Below are 18,399 nucleotides of genomic sequence, written 5' to 3' on the forward strand. Positions count from 1 at the left end.
AGTGACGACCGCGCCGGCCCCTGCGGCCGCGCGCTCGCGGGGTCGCGGCCGGGCGGCGGGCGTGCTCGTCCTGCTGGCCGCCGCGTCCGCCGGCGCTGCGGTCCCGACCTGGCTCACCGCGACCGGTGTGACGGCGCTGCGGGGCACGGTCGACGTCCCAGCGACTGGCACCCAGGTCGCGCCCGCCGTGCTCGGCGCCGCGGTCGTGCTGCTCGCGACCGCCGCGGCCGTCGCGCTCGTCGGGCGGGTGGGGCGGTGGCTCGTCGCGGCCGTCACGGTGCTCAGCGGTGCGGTCGTCGTCGGCGCGACCGCCGCCGTCCTCGCGGACCCGCACGGCGCCGCGGTGCCAGTCGTGACGCAGGAGACGGGGGTCGGCCGGGTCGTCGGCGACGTGGGCGTCACGGCGTGGCCGTGGGTGAGCGTCGCCGTCGGGATCGCCGTCGTGGTCGCGGCGGGCTGGCTCGTGCGCGCCTCGCGCACCTGGCAGGGACCGTCCCGTCGGCACGAGTCGCCCGGGGCGGGCGGCGGCCCCGTCGACGAGCGCGGCGCGTGGGACGCGCTGAGCCGCGGCGACGACCCGACCTGACCGTGTCCTGCGGTCGCCGTGCGCGGGTCGTGAGCATGTCCTGCGCAGGTCGGAGGGCCGTGCGGTCCGATAGGGTGGGCCGCGAACCGAGCACGAAGGGCACCACCTGATGTCTGACCAGTCCCTCGCGCACCGCGCGCAGAACGTCACCCGGACCGAGACGGTCCACCTCCCGCCCGCGACCCCCCCGGTCAACCACGGCAAGACGGTCGCCGGCTGGACGACCACGTACGGCGTCCTCGTCGGCGGTGTCGTCATGTCCGTCGCGGTGGTCTTCGCGCTCGTGTGGCTGTTCTGGGTCGGCCTCGGTGTCGCCCTCGTCGCCCTCGTGCTCGGCAAGGTCCTGCAGGGCATGGGCTACGGCCAGGGCGGCGTGCACACGCAGTCCCGGGACGGACGACCCGGGGCGCACTGACGCCCGGCCCGTCCGCGGGCAGCTCGATCCCGCGCGCGGCCGCACGCGGGCCCCGTCTGCGACCGGCCGTGACCCGGTCGCCACTCCGCCTGGAGGATGGATGTCGACCCCCAACGAGCCGCAGAACCCGTTCGAGAAGGGCTCTGAGCCCGAGGGTGGCGCGCCCGGCTACCCCGCGGCACCGCCGCCGCCCGCGGGTGGCTACCCGGCTGCCCCGCCGCCGCAGCCGTCCCAGCCGCAGGGCTACCCGTCGGCCCCGCAGTACCCGTCGGCCCCGCAGTACGGCGGCGCCCCGCAGTACGGCGGCCAGCAGGCCTACGGCACCCCGTACCCGAAGAACAGCCTCGGCGTGTGGGCGCTCGTCCTCGGCATCGCGTCGTTCGTGCTCTCGTGCGGCCTCGTGACGGGCATCCCGGCCATCATCGTCGGCAACAACGCGAAGAAGGCCGTGCAGCGCGGCGAGGCGAACAACGGCGGCCTCGCGACCGCGGGTGTCGTGCTCGGCTGGATCGCCACCGTGCTGTCGATCCTCGGCATCATCCTGTTCGCCGTCCTGTTCTCGAACGCCGAGTTCCGTGACGCGTTCGTCGACGGCTACAACTCCTCGAGCTACTGACGTCGTGGCGGCGTCCGGCCTGGCCCGGACGCCGCTGCTCGTCGGTGCGGGGACGCTGCTCGCCACGGTCGCGGTCGCCGTCCGCGACCCGCACGTCGCGGGCAGCTGGGGCGCGTGCCCCCTGCACCTGCTGACGGGGCTGTGGTGCCCCGGCTGCGGCGGGATGCGCGCCGTGCACGACCTCACGCACGGCGACCTCGCGGGGGCGTGGGGCATGAACCCGCTGCTCGTCGTGCTGCTGCCGCTCGCGGTCGCCGGGTGGGCCGTGTGGACATGGCGTGCGGTGCACGGGCGCCGCACGCAGGCGCCCCGGCACCCGGCCTGGGCGTGGTCCTTCCTCGCCGTGATCGTGTCCTTCGCCGTCCTGCGCAACCTCCCGCAGCTCGCGCCGTACCTCGCCCCCTGACCGCGCCGCCCCCGTGACCGTGCCCGCCGTGGGCCCTGCCACGGCCAGCCCTCCGGAGCCCGACGATGAGCAGCACCGACCCGCAGGACCCCGCGACGCCGGCGCCCGACCCGTGGCGCAAGCCCGAGACGGGCAGCACGAGCGGTGCCGCGCCCGCTCCCGTGCCCGACGCGGTGCAGCCGTACGCGTCCGGCCCGGCGTACCCGTCGGGCGAGGCGTACCCGTCGAGCCCGGCGTACCCGTCTGGCGCGGCGTACCCGCCGGCACCGACCTACGGCGCGCCCGTGCAGCACCCCGTGCCCGGCGGCTACCCGCCCGCGCAGGCGTACGGCTACCCGGCCTACGGCGGCTACCTTCCCAAGAACAGCTATGCGGTCTGGTCGCTCGTGCTCGGCATCCTCGGTCTCGTCTCGTGCGGCTTCTTCACGGGGATCCCCGCGATCGTCGTCGGCAACAACGCCAAGAAGGCGGCCGCCAACGGCGAGGCGGACAACCCGGGCATGGCGACCGCCGGCGTCGTGCTCGGCTGGATCGGCACGGGATGGTCGGGGCTGGTCGTCGTCGGCTACCTGGTCTTCGTCGTCGTCATGCTGCTCACGACCGCGTCCGCCTGACCGGTCCGCCGGGTCAGGCGCCCGTTCCACGGAGCGGCCTGTGGTCGGGGTCACCCGACGGTCCCCGTACCATGGCCAGGTCAGACCCGCCCGCCACGTCGGCGCGAGCGGACTGGGCCGACCGGGGGAAGGGGTGAGGCTTCGATGACCGTGCTCGACGACATCGTCGCAGGCGTCAAGGAGGACCTTGCTGTCCGGGAGGCGGCGACGCCGCTCGCCGCCGTCAAGGAGCTCGCCGCGAAGCGGCCGTCCGCGATCGAGTGCGTCGGCCGGCTCCGCGTCGAGGACGCGGTCACGGTCATCGCCGAGGTCAAGCGGTCCAGCCCCAGCAAGGGTGCGCTCGCCACGATCACCGACCCCGCCGCGCTCGCCGCGGAGTACGAGAAGGGCGGCGCGACCGCGATCTCGGTGCTCACCGAGGAGCGCCGGTTCAAGGGGTCGCTCGCGGACCTCGACGCCGTCCGCGCGCGCGTCGACATCCCGGTCCTGCGCAAGGACTTCGTCGTCAGCCCCTACCAGGTGTGGGAGGCGCGCGCGCACGGCGCGGACCTCGTCCTGCTCATCGTCGCCGCGCTCGAGCAGACCGTCCTCGAGTCCCTCGTCGAGCGCGTGCACTCGCTCGGCATGACGGCCCTCGTCGAGGTGCACGACACCGAGGAGGTCGCGCGAGCGGTCGACGCCGGCGCCCGCGTGATCGGTGTCAACGCGCGCAACCTCAAGACGCTCGACGTGGACCGGACGACGTTCTCCCGCGTCGCGCCGTCGATCCCGTCCGACGTGGTCAAGATCGCCGAGTCCGGCGTGCGCGGGCCGCACGACGTCATGGACTACGCGCGGGCCGGGGCGGACACCGTCCTCGTCGGCGAGGCGCTCGTCACCGACGACGCCCCCCGCCAGTCGGTCGCCGACCTGGTCGCCGCGGGCGCGCACCCCTCGCTGCGGGCGGTGCGCCAGTGACCGCACGTCGCGGCGCCGGGCCGTCGGACACCCCGCTGCACCTGGACACCGCGGGCGGTCCGCTCGCGACGCACGCCGGGCCGTACTTCGGCGACTTCGGCGGCCGGTACGTCCCCGAGGCACTGATCGCGGCGCTCGACGAGCTCGACACCGAGTACCACAAGGCGCTCAGCGACCCGGCGTTCGGGCGTGAGCTCGCGCGACTGCACCGCACGTACACGGGCCGGCCGAGCCCGTTGACGGAGGTCCCGCGGTTCGCGCGGCACGTCGGCGAGGGCGTGCGGGTGTTCCTCAAGCGCGAGGACCTCAACCACACCGGCTCGCACAAGATCAACAACGTGCTGGGCCAGGCGCTCCTCGTGAAGCGCATGGGCAAGACGCGCGTCATCGCGGAGACGGGCGCGGGCCAGCACGGCGTCGCGACGGCGACCGCGGCGGCGCTCCTCGACCTCGAGTGCGTCGTCTACATGGGCGAGGAGGACACGCAGCGCCAGGCCCTCAACGTCGCGCGCATGGAGCTCCTCGGTGCGACGGTCGTGCCCGTGACGATCGGGTCGCGGACGCTCAAGGACGCGATCAACGAGGCGCTGCGCGACTGGGTTGCGAACGTCGAGACGACGCACTACCTGCTCGGCACGGTGACGGGCCCGCACCCGTTCCCCGAGATGGTGCGCGACTTCCACAAGATCATCGGCGAGGAGGCGCGCGCGCAGCTCCTCGAGGAGATCGGTCGCCTGCCCGACGCCGTCGCGGCGTGCGTCGGCGGCGGGTCGAACGCGATGGGCATCTTCAACGCGTTCCTCGACGACGCCGACGTCCGGCTGTTCGGCTTCGAGGCCGGCGGCGCGGGCATCTCGTCGGGCCGGCACGCAGCGCGCTTCTCGGGCGGCCTCCCGGGCGTCCTGCACGGCGCGAAGTCCTACCTCCTGCAGGACGAGGACGGCCAGACGCTCCCGAGCCACTCCGTCTCGGCGGGCCTGGACTACCCGAGCGTGGGCCCTGAGCACGCGTGGCTGCACGACATCGGCCGCGCACAGTACCGGCCCGTGACGGACGACGAGGCGATGGAGGCGTTCCGCCTGCTGTGCCGGACCGAGGGGATCATCCCCGCGATCGAGTCCGCTCACGCGCTCGCCGGCGCGATCCAGCTCGGTCGCGAGGCCGCGACGTGGCGGGGCGACGACGGCCACGACCCGGTGCTGCTCGTCAACCTGTCGGGTCGCGGGGACAAGGACGTCGCGACGGCGGCCGCCTGGTTCGGCCTGATCGAGGACGAGCCGGTCGTGCTGGCCGACGAGAACGAGCAGCTGTGACGTCGCCGCGGGGCGACGGGACGACGAGGACGACGCGGCGGGGACGCACGCGGTCGGGCGACGAGGAGGGCCAGTGAGCACGGTGGACGTCCGGTCGGCGACCGGGGAGCGGCTCGACGCCCTGCGCGCGGGCGACGGCGGGGCGACCGGCCGAGCGGCGCTGGTCGGCTACCTGCCTGTCGGCTTCCCGACGCTTCCCGGGTCGGTCGACGCGGTGCGGGCGATGGTCGACGCGGGCGTCGACGTCGTCGAGCTCGGCGTCCCGTACACCGACCCCGTGATGGACGGGCCCGTCATCCAGCGTGCGGTCGACGTCGCGCTCGGCGGCGGCACGCGCGTGCGGGACACGCTCGCCGCGGTCGAGCAGGTCGCGGGCCGCGGCGCGCCGGTGCTGGTGATGAGCTACTGGAACCTCGTCCTGCGCTACGGCGTCGAGGCGTACGCGCGCGACCTCGCCGCGGCCGGCGGTGCCGGTCTCATCACGCCGGACCTCATCCCCGACGAGGCGCAGGACTGGGTCGCCGCGTCGGACGCGCACGGCCTGGACCGCGTGTTCCTCGTCGCGCCGAGCTCGACGCCCGAGCGGCTCGCGTCGACCAGCGCCGCATCGCGCGGCTTCGTGTACGCGGCGTCGACGATGGGCGTGACGGGGGAGCGCGCGACCGTCGGGTCGCGGGCCGAGCAGCTCGTCGCGGACACGCGTGCCGCGGGCGCCCAGCGCGTCTGCGTGGGGCTGGGCGTGTCGCGCCGCGAGCAGGCGGCCGAGGTCGCGCGGTACGCCGACGGCGTCATCGTCGGGTCGGCGCTGGTCCGGCCGCTCCTCGACGCGCACGAGTCCGGCGACCCGACCGGCGGCATCGACGCGCTCGCGCGGGTCACCGCCGACCTCGCCGACGGCGTCCGCTCGGCGGTGCGGGGCGCGCGGTGAGCGCCGCGGTCCTCGCGTCGATCCCGAGCCCGTCGCAGGGCGTCTGGCACCTCGGGCCGTTCCCGGTCCGCGCGTACGCGATCGCGATCCTGCTGGGCATCGTCGCGGCGCTGTGGCTCACGCGGCGCCGCTGGGCCGAGCGCGGGGGCGACCCGGACACCGTCCTGGAGATCTCGTTCTGGGCGGTGCCGTTCGGGATCGTCGGCGGGCGGATCTACCACGTCATCACGTCGCCGCAGGCGTACTTCGGCGAGGGCGGCGACCCGGTGCGCGCGCTGTTCATCTGGGAGGGCGGCCTCGGGATCTGGGGCGCGGTGGCGTTCGGCGCGGTCGGCGCGTGGATCGGCTGCCGCCGTCAGGGGGTGCGGCTCGCGCCGTTCGCCGACGCGCTCGCGCCCGGTCTGCTCGTCGCGCAGGCGATCGGCCGGCTCGGCAACTGGTTCAACCAGGAGCTGTTCGGCGGCCCGACGACGCTCCCGTGGGGCCTGCAGATCGACGACGCGCACCTGCCGGCGGGGTTCGAGTCCGGCACGCTGTTCCACCCGACGTTCCTGTACGAGATCCTCTGGAACCTCGCGGGTGCTGCGGTGCTGGTCTGGGCGGACCGCCGGTTCAAGCTCGGTCACGGCCGCGTGTTCTGGCTCTACGTCGTGATCTACACGACCGGGCGGCTGTGGATCGAGCTCGTGCGCATCGACCCGGCGAACACGATCCTGGGGCTCCGGGTCAACGTCTGGACGTCCATCATCGTGGGCCTCGGCGCGCTGGTAGCGTTCGTGGTGGTCGGGCGCCGTCATCCAGGGCGCGACACGACCCTCCTGCTGGCACCCCCGACCGTGCAGGACGACGAGGAGAGCACGTCCGAGGCCGCTCGCTGACCGCGAGCGGGGTGTGACCCACCTCACAAAGTGGCGATGCGGCTCGCAATGTTTCCGGGTTGTATCGTCACCCCACGTTTGGGCCGACGACGTCCCGCGTTCCCCCCATGTTCGACAAACCCCGGCCCCCGGGGATCGTGAGGACGGTGCAGATGTCGACGTCGCACGTGAGCCCTGACGCGCTCGTCACGCGGTCGGGCGCGGCACAGCAGGGTCTCTACGACCCCGCCGCCGAGCACGACGCCTGCGGCTTCGCCTTCGTCGCCACCCTGCGTGGCACCCCCGGTCGCGACATCGTCGACGCCGGCCTGACGGCGCTGCTCAACCTCGACCACCGCGGCGCCGTGGGCGCCGAGGAGGACAGCGGCGACGGTGCGGGAATCCTCACCCAGATCCCCGACGCGTTCCTGCGCGACGTCGTCGACGCCGAGCTCCCGCCCGCCGGGTTCTACGCGATCGGCATGGCGTTCCTCCCGGTCGACGAGGCCGAGCAGCGCACGGTCGTCGCCGCGGTCGAGGCCATCGCCGCCGAGGAGAAGCTCGACGTCCTGGCCTGGCGCGAGGTCGTCGTCACGGCCGACCTCGTCGGTCCCACGGCGCGCGCGTCGATGCCGGTCTTCCGGCAGCTCGTCGTCGCCGACCCCTCGCGCGAGCTCGCGGGCCTGGACCTCGACCGCCGCGCCTACCGGCTGCGCAAGCGCGCCGAGCGAGAGCTGGGCCTGTACTTCGCGTCGCTGTCGTCGCGCACGCTCGCGTACAAGGGCATGCTCACGACGGGCCAGCTCGAGCCGTTCTTCGCCGACCTGTCCGACCCGCGCTACGCGTCCGAGATCGCGCTCGTGCACTCGCGGTTCTCGACCAACACGTTCCCGTCCTGGCCGCTCGCGCAGCCGTTCCGCCTCGTCGCGCACAACGGCGAGATCAACACTGTGCGCGGCAACCGCAACTGGATGGCCGCTCGCGAGGGCACCCTCGCGAGCGAGGCGCTCGGCGACCTCGCGCCCCTGCTGCCCGTCTGCACCCCCGGGGGCTCGGACTCGGGCAGCTTCGACGAGGTGCTCGAGCTGCTGCACCTGTCCGGCCGCTCGCTGCCGCACGCGGTCATGATGATGATCCCGGAGGCGTGGGAGAACCACGCCCAGATGGACCCCGCCCGCCGCGCGTTCTACGAGTACCACTCGACGCTCATGGAGCCGTGGGACGGCCCGGCGGCGATGACGTTCACGGACGGCACGCTCATCGGCTCGGTGCAGGACCGCAACGGCCTGCGCCCCGGCCGCTACTGGGTCACCGAGGACGGCCTGGTCGTGTGCGCGTCGGAGGCCGGCGTGCTCGACCTCGACCCGGCGACGGTCGTCGCGAAGGGCCGCCTCGAGCCGGGCCGCATGTTCCTCGTCGACACCGGCAAGGGCCGGATCGTCGAGGACGACGAGATCAAGGCCCAGCTCGCGGCGCAGCGGCCGTACGCCGAGTGGGTCCGCGACCACTCCGTGTACCTCCAGCAGCTGCCCGAGCGCGAGCACGTCGCGCACTCCGCGGCGTCGGTGCGTCGTCGGCAGCGCACGTTCGGCTACACCGAGGAGGAGCTCAAGATCCTCCTCTCGCCCATGGCGGCGACGGGTGCGGAGCCGCTGGGCGCCATGGGCTCCGACACGCCCGTCGCGGTGCTGTCGAACCGGCCGCGCATGCTGTTCGACTACTTCACGCAGATGTTCGCGCAGGTGACGAACCCGCCGCTCGACGCGATCCGCGAGGAGCTCGTCACGGCGATCGGCGGGGCGATCGGTCCCGAGCCGAACCTGCTCGAGGACGGCCCGGGCCACGCCCGCAAGCTCGTGCTGCCGTTCCCGGTCCTCGACAACGACCAGCTCGCGAAGATCGTGCACGTCCAGAAGGAGCCGTCGCTCGGCTTCCGCGCGACGACGATCCGCGGCCTGTACCGGGCGGCGGGCGGGGGAGCGGCTCTCGAGTCGCGCCTCGAGGAGATCTTCGCCGAGGTCGACCGCGCGGTCGCCGACGGCGTGAGCTTCCTCGTGCTGTCCGACCGGAACTCCGACGCCGAGCTCGCGCCGATCCCGTCGCTGCTGCTGCTGTCCGCAGTGCACCACCACACGCTGCGCCGGCACACCCGCACGCAGATCTCGCTCGTGGTCGAGGCCGGCGACGTGCGCGAGGTGCACCACGTCGCGCTGCTGATCGGCTACGGCGCGGCCGCGGTCAACCCGTACCTCGCGATGGAGTCCGTCGAGGACCTCGCGCGCAACGGCTACCTGCCGGGCGTCTCGCCCGACAAGGCGGTCAAGAACCTCATCAAGGCGCTCGGCAAGGGCGTCCTCAAGGTCATGTCGAAGATGGGCATCTCGACGATCGCGTCGTACCGCGGCGCCCAGGTCTTCGAGGCCATCGGCCTGTCGCAGCCGCTCGTCGACCGGTACTTCACCGGCACCACGAGCCGGCTGGGCGGCATCGGCCTCGACGTCATCGCGGCCGAGGTCGCGGCGCGGCACGAGGACGCGTACCCCGCGTCCGGCAACCGCCAGCCGCACCAGCGGCTCGCCGTCGGCGGCGAGTACCAGTGGCGTCGCGACGGCGAGGACCACCTGTTCGACCCCGAGACGGTGTTCCGCCTGCAGCACTCGACGCGCACGCGCCAGATGGACGTGTTCCGCGAGTACACGCACCGCGTCGACGAGCAGTCGTCGCGGCTCATGACGCTGCGCGGCCTGCTCGCGTTCAAGGACGGCGTGCGCCAGCCGGTGCCGGTCGACGAGGTCGAGCCCGTCAGCGAGATCGTCAAGCGGTTCAACACGGGCGCGATGTCGTACGGCTCGATCTCCGCGGAGGCGCACGAGACGCTCGCGATTGCGATGAACCGCCTCGGCGGCAAGTCGAACACGGGCGAGGGCGGCGAGGACCCGGAGCGGCTGTACGACCCCGAGCGGCGCTCGGCGATCAAGCAGATCGCGTCCGGCCGGTTCGGCGTCACGAGCGAGTACCTCACGCACGCGGACGACATCCAGATCAAGCTCGCGCAGGGCGCCAAGCCCGGCGAGGGCGGTCAGCTGCCCGGTCACAAGGTCTACCCGTGGGTGGCGAAGACGCGGCACTCGACGCCCGGCGTGGGCCTCATCTCGCCGCCGCCGCACCACGACATCTACTCGATCGAGGACCTCGCGCAGCTCATCCACGACGCGAAGAACGCGAACCCGTCGGCGCGGATCCACACCAAGCTCGTCTCCGAGTTCGGGGTCGGCACGATCGCCGCGGGTGTCGCCAAGGCGCACTCCGACGTCGTGCTGATCTCGGGGCACGACGGCGGCACGGGTGCGAGCCCGCTGACGTCGCTCAAGCACGCCGGCACGCCGTGGGAGATCGGCCTCGCCGAGACCCAGCAGACGCTCGTCCTCAACAACCTGCGCGACCGCGTGGTCGTGCAGGTCGACGGCCAGCTCAAGACCGGCCGCGACGTCGTGATCGGCGCGCTGCTGGGCGCCGAGGAGTTCGGCTTCGCGACCGCGCCGCTCGTCGTGTCGGGCTGCATCATGATGCGCGTCTGCCACCTCGACACGTGCCCGGTCGGCGTCGCGACGCAGAACCCGGAGCTGCGGTCGCGGTTCACCGGCAAGCCCGAGTTCGTCGTCACGTTCTTCGAGTTCATCGCGCAGGAGGTGCGCGAGCTGCTCGCGCAGCTCGGGTTCCGCTCGATCGAGGAGGCCGTGGGCCACGTCGAGCTGCTGGACACGCGCGCCGCGATCGACCACTGGAAGGCCGAGGGCCTCGACCTGACGCCGGTGCTCGCGGTCCCGGACCCGCTGCCGGGCTCCACGCTGCACAACTCCGCGACGCAGGACCACGGACTGGACCGCGCGCTCGACAACCAGCTGATCTCGCTCGCGACCGACGCGCTCGAGCGCCAGGAGCCCGTGCGCATCGCCCTGCCGATCCGCAACGTCAACCGCACGGTCGGCACGATGCTCGGCCACGAGGTCACCAAGCGGTACGGCGGCGCGGGCCTGCCCGACGACACGATCGACGTGACCGTCACGGGCTCGGCCGGTCAGTCGTTCGGCGCGTTCCTGCCCCGCGGGATCACGCTGCGGCTGTTCGGCGACGCGAACGACTACGTCGCGAAGGGCCTGTCGGGCGGCCGGATCGTCGTGCGCCCCGACCGCAGCGCGGTGCTCTCGCAGCACGACGTGGTCGCGGGCAACGTCATCGGCTACGGCGCGACGTCCGGGCAGGTCTTCCTGCGCGGCCGCGTCGGCGAGCGGTTCGGCGTCCGCAACTCGGGCGCGACGCTGGTCGTCGAGGGCGTGGGCGACCACGGCCTCGAGTACATGACCGGCGGCACCGTCGTGGTCCTCGGCCGCACCGGCCGCAACCTCGGCGCCGGCATGTCGGGCGGCACGGCGTACGTGCTCGACCTCGACGTGCCGCTCGTCAACCTCGAGGCGGTCCGCTCCGGCGAGCTGTCCCTCGACCCCCTCGACGACGAGGACGCCGCGCTCGTCGAGGGCCTGCTGCGCACCCACCTGGAGGAGACCGGCTCGCCGGTCGCCGCGCAGCTGCTCGAGGACCCGACGGCGACCCGGGCGCGGTTCACGCGCCTCCTGCCCACCGAGTACGCCCGCGTCCGTCGTGCGCTCGCGCAGGCCGAGGCCGACGGCCTCGACCCCGCGGCGCCCGGCGTGTGGGACCAGATCCTGGAGGTGGCCCGTGGCTGACCCCCGCGGCTTCCTGAAGGTGCGGGAGCGCGAGCTCCCGCCCAACCGTCCGGTCGAGGTGCGTCTGCGCGACTGGAAGGACGTCCACGCCCACCGGCAGGACGGCCAGCCGTACCTCAAGGAGCAGGCGGGCCGCTGCATGGACTGCGGCATCCCGTTCTGCCACAACGGCTGCCCGCTCGGGAACCTCATCCCCGAGTGGAACGACCTGGTGTGGCGCGGGCAGTGGTCGGACGCGATCGACCGGCTGCACGCGACGAACAACTTCCCCGAGTTCACGGGGCGGATCTGCCCGGCGCCGTGCGAGTCGAGCTGCGTGCTCGGCATCAACCAGCCGCCGGTGACGATCAAGAACGTCGAGGTCTCGATCATCGACGAGGCGTTCGACCGCGGGTACGTGACGCCGCAGGTGCCGCAGCGCCTCACCGGGCACACCGTCGCGGTCGTCGGCTCCGGGCCCGCCGGGCTCGCGGCCGCCCAGCAGCTCACGCGCGCCGGCCACACGGTCGCCGTGTACGAGCGGGACGACGCGGTCGGCGGCCTGCTGCGCTACGGCGTGCCCGACTTCAAGCTCGAGAAGGTCCACATCGACCGCCGCCTCGCGCAGATGGAGGCCGAGGGCACCCGGTTCCGCCCGGGCGTCGAGATCGGCCGCGACATCACGTGGGAGCAGCTGCAGGCCCGCTACGACGCGATCGTCATCGCGACCGGCGCGACCGTCCCGCGCGAGCTGCAGGTGCCGGGCAAGGAGCTCGGCGGCGTGCACGTCGCGATGGACTTCCTGCACCAGGCCAACGCCGTCGCCGCCGGCCGCGAGGTGCCCGACCAGATCACCGCGACCGGCAAGCACGTCGTCATCATCGGCGGCGGCGACACCGGCTCCGACTGCCTCGGCACCGCGCTGCGCCAGGGGGCGGCGTCCGTCACGACGCTCGCGATCGGCAAGCGCCCGCCCGAGGAGCGCCCCGCGCACCAGCCGTGGCCGACCGACCCGATCCTCTTCGAGGTGTCGTCGTCGCACGAGGAGGGCGGCGAGCGCGACTACCTCGCGTCGACCGTCGAGTTCCTCCCGGGCGAGGACGGCAGCGTCGCACGCCTGCGTCTCGCGACCACCGAGTACCTCTCCGACGGTCGTCGCGTCCCGACGCCCGGCACCGAGCGGGAGATCCCCGCCGACCTCGTGCTCGTCGCGATGGGCTTCACCGGCCCGGAGACCGCGACGCTCACCGAGCAGCTGGGCGTCGAGCTCACCGCACGCGGCCTGGTCACCCGGTCGGACGACTTCTCCACGACCGTCCCCGGCGTGTTCGTCGCGGGCGACGCCGGTCGCGGGCAGTCTCTCGTCGTGTGGGCGATCGCGGAGGGCCGTGCTGCCGCGGCCGCCGTCGACACCTACCTCTCGGGCGGCACCGAGCTGCCCTCCCCGGTCACGGCCAGCACCGTGGCGCTGCGCCCCTGACCCCACCAGGACCGCCACGTTGTACCGGTCGGCGCCAGTGCCTCCACCGGGACGTTGGTCCGACCACGCCCACCAGGAAGGCATAGGCTCGAGCCATGCGTAGAGCAAAGATCGTCTGCACCATCGGACCTGCGACGGAGTCCGCCGAGCAGATCCAGGCCCTCGTCGACGCCGGGATGGACGTCGCACGGATCAACCGCAGCCACGGCGACACCGAGGCGCACAAGAAGGTCTACGACAACGTGCGCGCGGCGTCGAAGGCGTCGGGCCGCTCGGTCGCGGTCCTCGTCGACCTCCAGGGTCCGAAGATCCGCCTCGGCCGGTTCGTCGAGGGTCGCCACGACCTCGCCGTGGGCGACGTGTTCACGATCACGACGGACGACATCGAGGGCACCAAGGAGCGCGTCTCGACGACGTTCAAGGGCCTCGTCGGCGACGTCTCGCCCGGCGACCCGATCCTCATCGACGACGGCAAGGTGCTCGTCCGCGTCACGGCGGTCGAGGGCAACGACGTCATCACGCGCGTCGAGGTCCCCGGCCCCGTCTCGAACAACAAGGGCCTGAACCTGCCGGGCGTCGCGGTGTCCGTCCCCGCGATGAGCGACAAGGACGAGGCCGACCTGCGCTGGGCGATCCAGATCGGCGCCGACATCATCGCGCTGTCCTTCGTGCGCAACGCCGCGGACTACGACGACGTCCGCCGGATCATGGAGGAGGAGGGCCGGGTCGTCCCGGTCGTCGCCAAGATCGAGAAGCCGCAGGCCGTCGACAACCTGGCCGAGATCGTCGCCGCGTTCGACGGCATCATGGTCGCCCGCGGCGACCTGGGCGTCGAGCTGCCGCTCGAGCAGGTGCCGCTCGTGCAGAAGCGCGCGGTCGAGCTCGCCCGTCGCAACGCGAAGCCGGTCATCGTCGCGACGCAGGTCCTCGAGTCCATGACGACGAACCCCCGCCCGACGCGCGCCGAGACCTCGGACTGCGCGAACGCGGTGCTCGACGGTGCGGACGCGGTCATGCTCTCGGGCGAGACGAGCGTCGGCGACTACCCGATCGAGACGGTCCGCACGATGGCCCGGATCATCGAGGCGACCGAGGAGCTCGGTCGGGAGCGCATCGCCCCCCTCGGCTCGACCCCGCACACGCGCGGTGGCGCGATCACCCGCGCGGCTGCCGAGATCGGCGAGACGCTGGGCGTGAAGTACCTCGTGACGTTCACGCAGTCCGGTGACTCGGCGCGCCGCATGTCGCGCCTGCGGTCGTCGATCCCGCTGCTGGCCTTCACGCCGGTCGAGTCGGTGCGCAACGTGCTGTCCCTGAGCTGGGGCACGCAGACGTACCAGGTGCCCACGGTCGAGAGCACGGACCACATGGTCGCGCAGGTCGACCAGACGCTGCGGGCGAACGGCCTCGCCGAGGTCGGCGACTACGTCGTCGTGGTCTCGGGTGCGCCGGTCGGCGTCGTCGGCTCGACGAACTCGATCGTCGTGCACAAGATCGGCGACGAGGAGAACCCGGGCGGTCGCGTCGCCTGACGCACGCGACGTCACGCCCGACGGCACGCAGGTGCCGAGGAGCGACGCGAACGGGCCCCGGTCTTCCGGGGCCCGTTCGTCGTCCCGGCGGCGGGGCCCGACTCGAAGGAGGGTGCGGTGCGCGAGCTCGTCGTCCTGGGGACCGCGTCGCAGGCGCCGACGCGCACGCGCAACCACAACGGCTACCTGCTGCGTTGGGACGACCAGGGCATCCTGTTCGACCCGGGCGAGGGGACGCAGCGCCAGCTGCTCCTGGCGGGGGTCGCGTCGTCGGCGGTCACACGCATCTGCCTGACGCACGCGCACGGCGACCACACGTTCGGTCTGCCCGGCATCCTGTCGCGCATGTCGCTGGACGGTGTCGCGGACCCCGTCCCGGTGCACTACCCGGCGTCGGCGGACCCCGTGGTGCGCGCGCTCGTGGCGCTCGCACGTCCGGGCGTGGACGTCCGGCTGCACCCGCACGGCGCCGCGGGCGAGGTCGCGCCGGGTCTGCGCGTCGAGCCGCTGCGCCACCGCGTGGAGACGTTCGGGTACCGGCTGACGGAGCCGGACGGCCGCACGCTCCGCCCCGCGCTGCTCGAGGAGGCGGGGGTGCGCGGCGCCGACGTCGGGGTGCTCGTCGCGCAGGGCCGCTGGCGCGACGTGCGCCTCGAGGACGTGAGCGTCCCGCGGCGGGGCCAGTCGTTCGCGTTCGTCATGGACACCGCACCGTGCGACGGTGCGGCTGCGCTCGCGCAGGACGTCGACCTGCTGGTCGCGGAGTCGACGTACGCGGACGAGGACGCGGCACTCGCGCGCGAGCACCTGCACCTCACGGCGGGGCAGGCCGGGGCCCTCGCGGGGGCGGCCGGGGTCGGCACGCTCGTCCTCACGCACTTCTCGTCGCGGTACGCCGACGTGCGGCCGCTCGCCGAGCAGGCCCGCGCGGCGGCCGCGTCGTCGCGTCGTCCCGGGGGCGTCGCGGTGCGGACCGTCGACGACCTCGACCGGGTCCCGCTGCCGCGCCGCCGGTCGGGCTGACGGCGCCGTCGGCCGGGCGGACGACGGTCGCCGGTCGGCCTGACGACGGCAGCGGGCAGGGCCGACGGCAGCCGCCGGTCGGGCTGACGACCGCCCGACGGGGTCAGCCGCGCCAGCTGACGGCGTGCAGCCCGATCTCGTCGACGACGCAGCCCACCGCGAGACCGAGGTCGTTGACGGCGGAGAGCACGATCGCGTCGGCGCCGTCCGGCGGGGCCACGAGGCGTGCGGGTGCCCCGGGGTGCTGCACGAACGCGTGCTGCGCGAGGCCGGCCGGCACGGTGCTGCCGACGGCGACGCCGCGGTCGTTGAGGTCGGTCACGATGCCGAACGAGGTGCCGGTGGGCGTCACGTCGGTCACGGCGGCGCGCGCGGACCAGCGGGTCGCGTGCATCACGCCGTCCGTGTAGGCGTACCCGGCGGAGCGCCCGTGGGAGTCGAGGGCCGCGGCGAGGCCGTCGCCGGTCCCGTCGCCGAGCGTCGGCAGCGTCGTGAGCGTGCCGTCGGGCTCCCAGCGCGCGGGCACCTGCCGTGACTCGACCCACGCGTCGCCGACGACCTGCCCGGCGTCGTTGACGTCGTTGGCGCCGGTCGACCCGCCGAGGGACGCGAGCGGGGTGAGCACGCCGTCACGCCACCGCCAGGCGTGGCGTTCACCGCCGAACGTGCCGGACGTGCCGACGACCTCCCCGCGGCCGCTCACCGCGGACACGGTCTCGAACGTGTCGGTGGGGTCGGCGACGCCGATGCGGTGCAGCCGTCGGCCGTCCCAGAACGCGGCGTGGCCGTCGACGAGGCCGGCGATCTGGCCACGGTCGTTGATCGCGGCGGCGGAGGTCAGGCCGCCCGGCAGCGGCAGGACGCGGCCGCGGTCGACGAGGTGGGTGTCGGTGACGACGACACCGTGGTCGTTGACGTCGACCGCGCACTCGTCGACGCCGAGCGGGCGCACCGCGGGAGGGGTCGCGCCGGCGGCGGTGGGCAGCGTCACGGCCAGCGCGACCGCGGCCGTGACGACGGCGAGCGCGGTGCGTGCGCGCTGTCGCCGTGCGGGTGTCCTGGGCAGCGCGGTGGGCTCCGGACGAGGCATGGTTCCCCCTGACGTGGCGCCGTGGAGGTCCCCGGTGTCCCCCGGGTCCCCGGCGCACCCCGAATGCTGCGCGTGTCACCGTGTCGTGCACAACCGTCACGAAGAAAGTTCACCTTGTCGTGGTTTCGCCCGGGCGAGAAGTGGGCGAAATCGGGACAAAGCGTCTGGACCTGCTCCGGGGACGGTGGGACGCTGGCCGGTGCAGGAACTCGACGAGGGGGACGACGACCATGACCGGCTACTCGCTGCACATCGGCCTCAACCGGGTCGACCCCGACGCCTACGGCGGCTGGGACGGCAAGCTCAACGGCTGCGTGAACGACGCGAACGCGATGCTGCGGCTCGCGACGGCGACCGGCTTCCAGCCGGTGCAGCTCCTCGACGCCGCGGCCACGTCGCAGGCGGTGATCACGCAGATCGGCGCCTACGCGCGGACCGCGGTCGCGGGGGACCTCGTGCTGCTCACGTACTCCGGCCACGGCGGCCAGGTGGGCGACATCGACGGCGACGAGCCGGACCAGCAGGACGAGACGTGGGTGCTGTTCGACCGGCAGGTCCTCGACGACGAGCTGCGGCGCATGTACGCGCAGTTCGCGGCCGGCGTCCGGGTCCTCGTGATCAGCGACAGCTGCCACAGCGGCACGGTGATCCGCGACGTCGAGCGGGACGCGGTGCTGCAGCAGGAGCGTGAGCACGACCTGGGCCTGGAGACCGGGGCGCGCGGTGGCCCGCCCGCGGTGCTGCCGCCCGCGGCAGTGGCGCGCGTCATGCCGCGCGGGGTCGCCGAGAAGGACGACAAGGCGCGACGCGCGACCTACGAGTTCGTGCAGTCGCTCGCCGGTGCGACGACCGACCAGGACGTCTCGGCGTCGGTGCTGCTCATCTCGGGCTGCCAGGACGACCAGTACTCGTACGACGGTCCGGTCAACGGCGAGTTCACCGGCACGCTGCTGCGCGTGTGGGACGAGGGCGCGTTCGCGGGCAGCTACGTGGACCTGCACCGCAAGGTCCTCGACCAGATGCCGTCGCGTCAGCAGCCGAACTTCTTCCCGATGGGCACGCCCGACGAGGCCTTCCTCGCGCAGCAGCCGTTCGCGATCACCCCGCCCGCGGGCGCCACGACGGCCTCCTGACGGCACGGCAGCAGACCACCACCGCCGGACCACCACCGCCGGACCACCACCGCCGGACGACGGTCGCGCGACGCCGCCCCGGGAGGACCTGCGCGTCTCCCGGGGCGGACCCGCGTGCGTGCCGCCCGTCAGCCCGCGGGGCGGTGCTCGGCGACCCAGCGCAACGCGTCCTCGGCTGCCGTGAGCACCGCGATGTGCCCGGTGCCGGGCACGACGCGCAGCTCGGCGTCGGGGAGGTGCGCGGCGAGCCAGCGCGCGTGCGCGACCGGCACCACGCGGTCGTCCGCGCCGTGCAGCAGCAGGACGGGCACGCGGACGTCGGCGGGCTCGAAGCCCCAGGGTGCGACGTACGCGAGGTCGTCGTCGACCAGCGGCGCCGGCCCCTGCGCGGCCGCCGGGCCGACGACCTCCTCGAACCATGCCCACGGCCCCTGCAGCGCATCCAGGTCGGCCTGCGTGAACTCGGGGTCGTACGGGTGCGCGCTCCGCTCGTACGCCTCCTTCGTCGCGCGTCCCGCCGCGGCCGCCCGCAGCGACGCGACGCCCGACGCGGCCATGCCGTCGAACCAGGCGAGCCCGTCCGCGTCGGCCGGTGCCAACCCTGCGCCGCTGACCGCCGCGACGACCCGGCCGCGCAGCAGGGCCGCGCACGCGAGCGCGTGCGGGCCGCCGCCGGAGTGGCCGATCACCGCGCACCGGTCGAGCCCGAGCGCGTCGAGCACCGC

The 18,399-nt window shown here is 73.8% G+C and carries 16 protein-coding genes; 14 read left to right on the forward strand and 2 right to left on the reverse strand.

What is annotated here, in order from left to right; genetic code table 11:
- From CTKZ_RS08330 to CTKZ_RS08390, 13 genes are all read left to right on the forward strand, one after another.
- The coding region (locus CTKZ_RS08330) for a Trp biosynthesis-associated membrane protein (RefSeq protein ID WP_307720293.1) at window positions 1-586 on the forward strand (586 nt) is incomplete at its 5' end.
- A 109-nt stretch (window positions 587-695) separates the two neighbouring features.
- Window positions 696-1,001, forward strand: a complete 306-nt coding sequence (locus CTKZ_RS08335; protein WP_124342516.1) for an HGxxPAAW family protein — start codon at window positions 696-698, stop codon at window positions 999-1,001.
- Window positions 1,002-1,101: 100 nt separating this feature from the next.
- The gene (locus CTKZ_RS08340; protein WP_124342517.1) at window positions 1,102-1,617 is read left to right on the forward strand and encodes a DUF4190 domain-containing protein; all 516 of its coding nucleotides are present in this window, start codon (window positions 1,102-1,104) and stop codon (window positions 1,615-1,617) included.
- 4 nt (window positions 1,618-1,621) lie between these two features.
- A complete protein-coding gene (locus CTKZ_RS08345; protein WP_124342518.1) occupies window positions 1,622-2,023 on the forward strand; it encodes a DUF2752 domain-containing protein in 402 nt (133 codons plus the stop codon).
- Window positions 2,024-2,088: 65 nt separating this feature from the next.
- Window positions 2,089-2,637 (forward strand): DUF4190 domain-containing protein, encoded by a 549-nt coding sequence (locus CTKZ_RS08350; protein WP_124342519.1) that lies wholly within the window; start codon window positions 2,089-2,091, stop codon window positions 2,635-2,637.
- A 144-nt stretch (window positions 2,638-2,781) separates the two neighbouring features.
- Window positions 2,782-3,594 (forward strand): indole-3-glycerol phosphate synthase TrpC, encoded by an 813-nt coding sequence (gene trpC / locus CTKZ_RS08355; protein WP_124342520.1) that lies wholly within the window; start codon window positions 2,782-2,784, stop codon window positions 3,592-3,594.
- Between the two features lie 41 nt (window positions 3,595-3,635).
- Window positions 3,636-4,907 carry a tryptophan synthase subunit beta gene (gene trpB / locus CTKZ_RS08360; RefSeq protein ID WP_124342529.1) on the forward strand — a complete coding sequence of 424 codons (1,272 nt, stop codon included), beginning with the start codon at window positions 3,636-3,638 and terminating at the stop codon, window positions 4,905-4,907.
- Between the two features lie 73 nt (window positions 4,908-4,980).
- Window positions 4,981-5,835 (forward strand): tryptophan synthase subunit alpha, encoded by an 855-nt coding sequence (trpA, locus tag CTKZ_RS08365; RefSeq protein WP_124342521.1) that lies wholly within the window; start codon window positions 4,981-4,983, stop codon window positions 5,833-5,835.
- Complete coding sequence (lgt, locus tag CTKZ_RS08370; protein WP_124342522.1) at window positions 5,832-6,713, forward strand: prolipoprotein diacylglyceryl transferase; 882 nt, start codon at window positions 5,832-5,834, stop codon at window positions 6,711-6,713. Before trpA ends, lgt begins: the two co-directional genes overlap by 4 nt.
- A gap of 152 nt (window positions 6,714-6,865) precedes the next feature.
- The gene (gene gltB / locus CTKZ_RS08375; RefSeq protein WP_124342523.1) at window positions 6,866-11,437 is read left to right on the forward strand and encodes a glutamate synthase large subunit; all 4,572 of its coding nucleotides are present in this window, start codon (window positions 6,866-6,868) and stop codon (window positions 11,435-11,437) included.
- On the forward strand, window positions 11,430-12,896 hold the full coding sequence (locus CTKZ_RS08380; RefSeq protein ID WP_124342524.1) for a glutamate synthase subunit beta: 1,467 nt from the start codon (window positions 11,430-11,432) through the stop codon (window positions 12,894-12,896). Before gltB ends, CTKZ_RS08380 begins: the two co-directional genes overlap by 8 nt.
- A 95-nt stretch (window positions 12,897-12,991) precedes the next feature.
- A complete protein-coding gene (gene pyk, locus CTKZ_RS08385; protein WP_124342525.1) occupies window positions 12,992-14,428 on the forward strand; it encodes a pyruvate kinase in 1,437 nt (478 codons plus the stop codon).
- A gap of 117 nt (window positions 14,429-14,545) precedes the next feature.
- Window positions 14,546-15,451 carry a ribonuclease Z gene (locus CTKZ_RS08390; protein ID WP_124342526.1) on the forward strand — a complete coding sequence of 302 codons (906 nt, stop codon included), beginning with the start codon at window positions 14,546-14,548 and terminating at the stop codon, window positions 15,449-15,451.
- Between the two features lie 103 nt (window positions 15,452-15,554).
- Here CTKZ_RS08390 and CTKZ_RS08395 read toward each other — a convergent pair whose 3' ends face one another.
- Window positions 15,555-16,541 carry a hypothetical protein gene (locus CTKZ_RS08395; RefSeq protein WP_124342527.1) on the reverse strand — a complete coding sequence of 329 codons (987 nt, stop codon included), beginning with the start codon at window positions 16,539-16,541 and terminating at the stop codon, window positions 15,555-15,557.
- 230 nt (window positions 16,542-16,771) lie between these two features.
- On the opposite strand from CTKZ_RS08395, the gene CTKZ_RS08400 reads away from it, so the two are divergent.
- The gene (locus CTKZ_RS08400; protein ID WP_124342528.1) at window positions 16,772-17,674 is read left to right on the forward strand and encodes a caspase family protein; all 903 of its coding nucleotides are present in this window, start codon (window positions 16,772-16,774) and stop codon (window positions 17,672-17,674) included.
- A 128-nt stretch (window positions 17,675-17,802) separates the two neighbouring features.
- Here CTKZ_RS08400 and CTKZ_RS08405 read toward each other — a convergent pair.
- Window positions 17,803-18,399: alpha/beta fold hydrolase (locus CTKZ_RS08405; protein ID WP_148090471.1), on the reverse strand; the 597-nt coding region annotated here is incomplete at its 5' end.

It is taken from the genome of Cellulomonas algicola (assembly GCF_003851725.1).
In the GTDB taxonomy this organism is placed as follows: Bacteria; Actinomycetota; Actinomycetes; order Actinomycetales; family Cellulomonadaceae; genus Cellulomonas; species Cellulomonas algicola.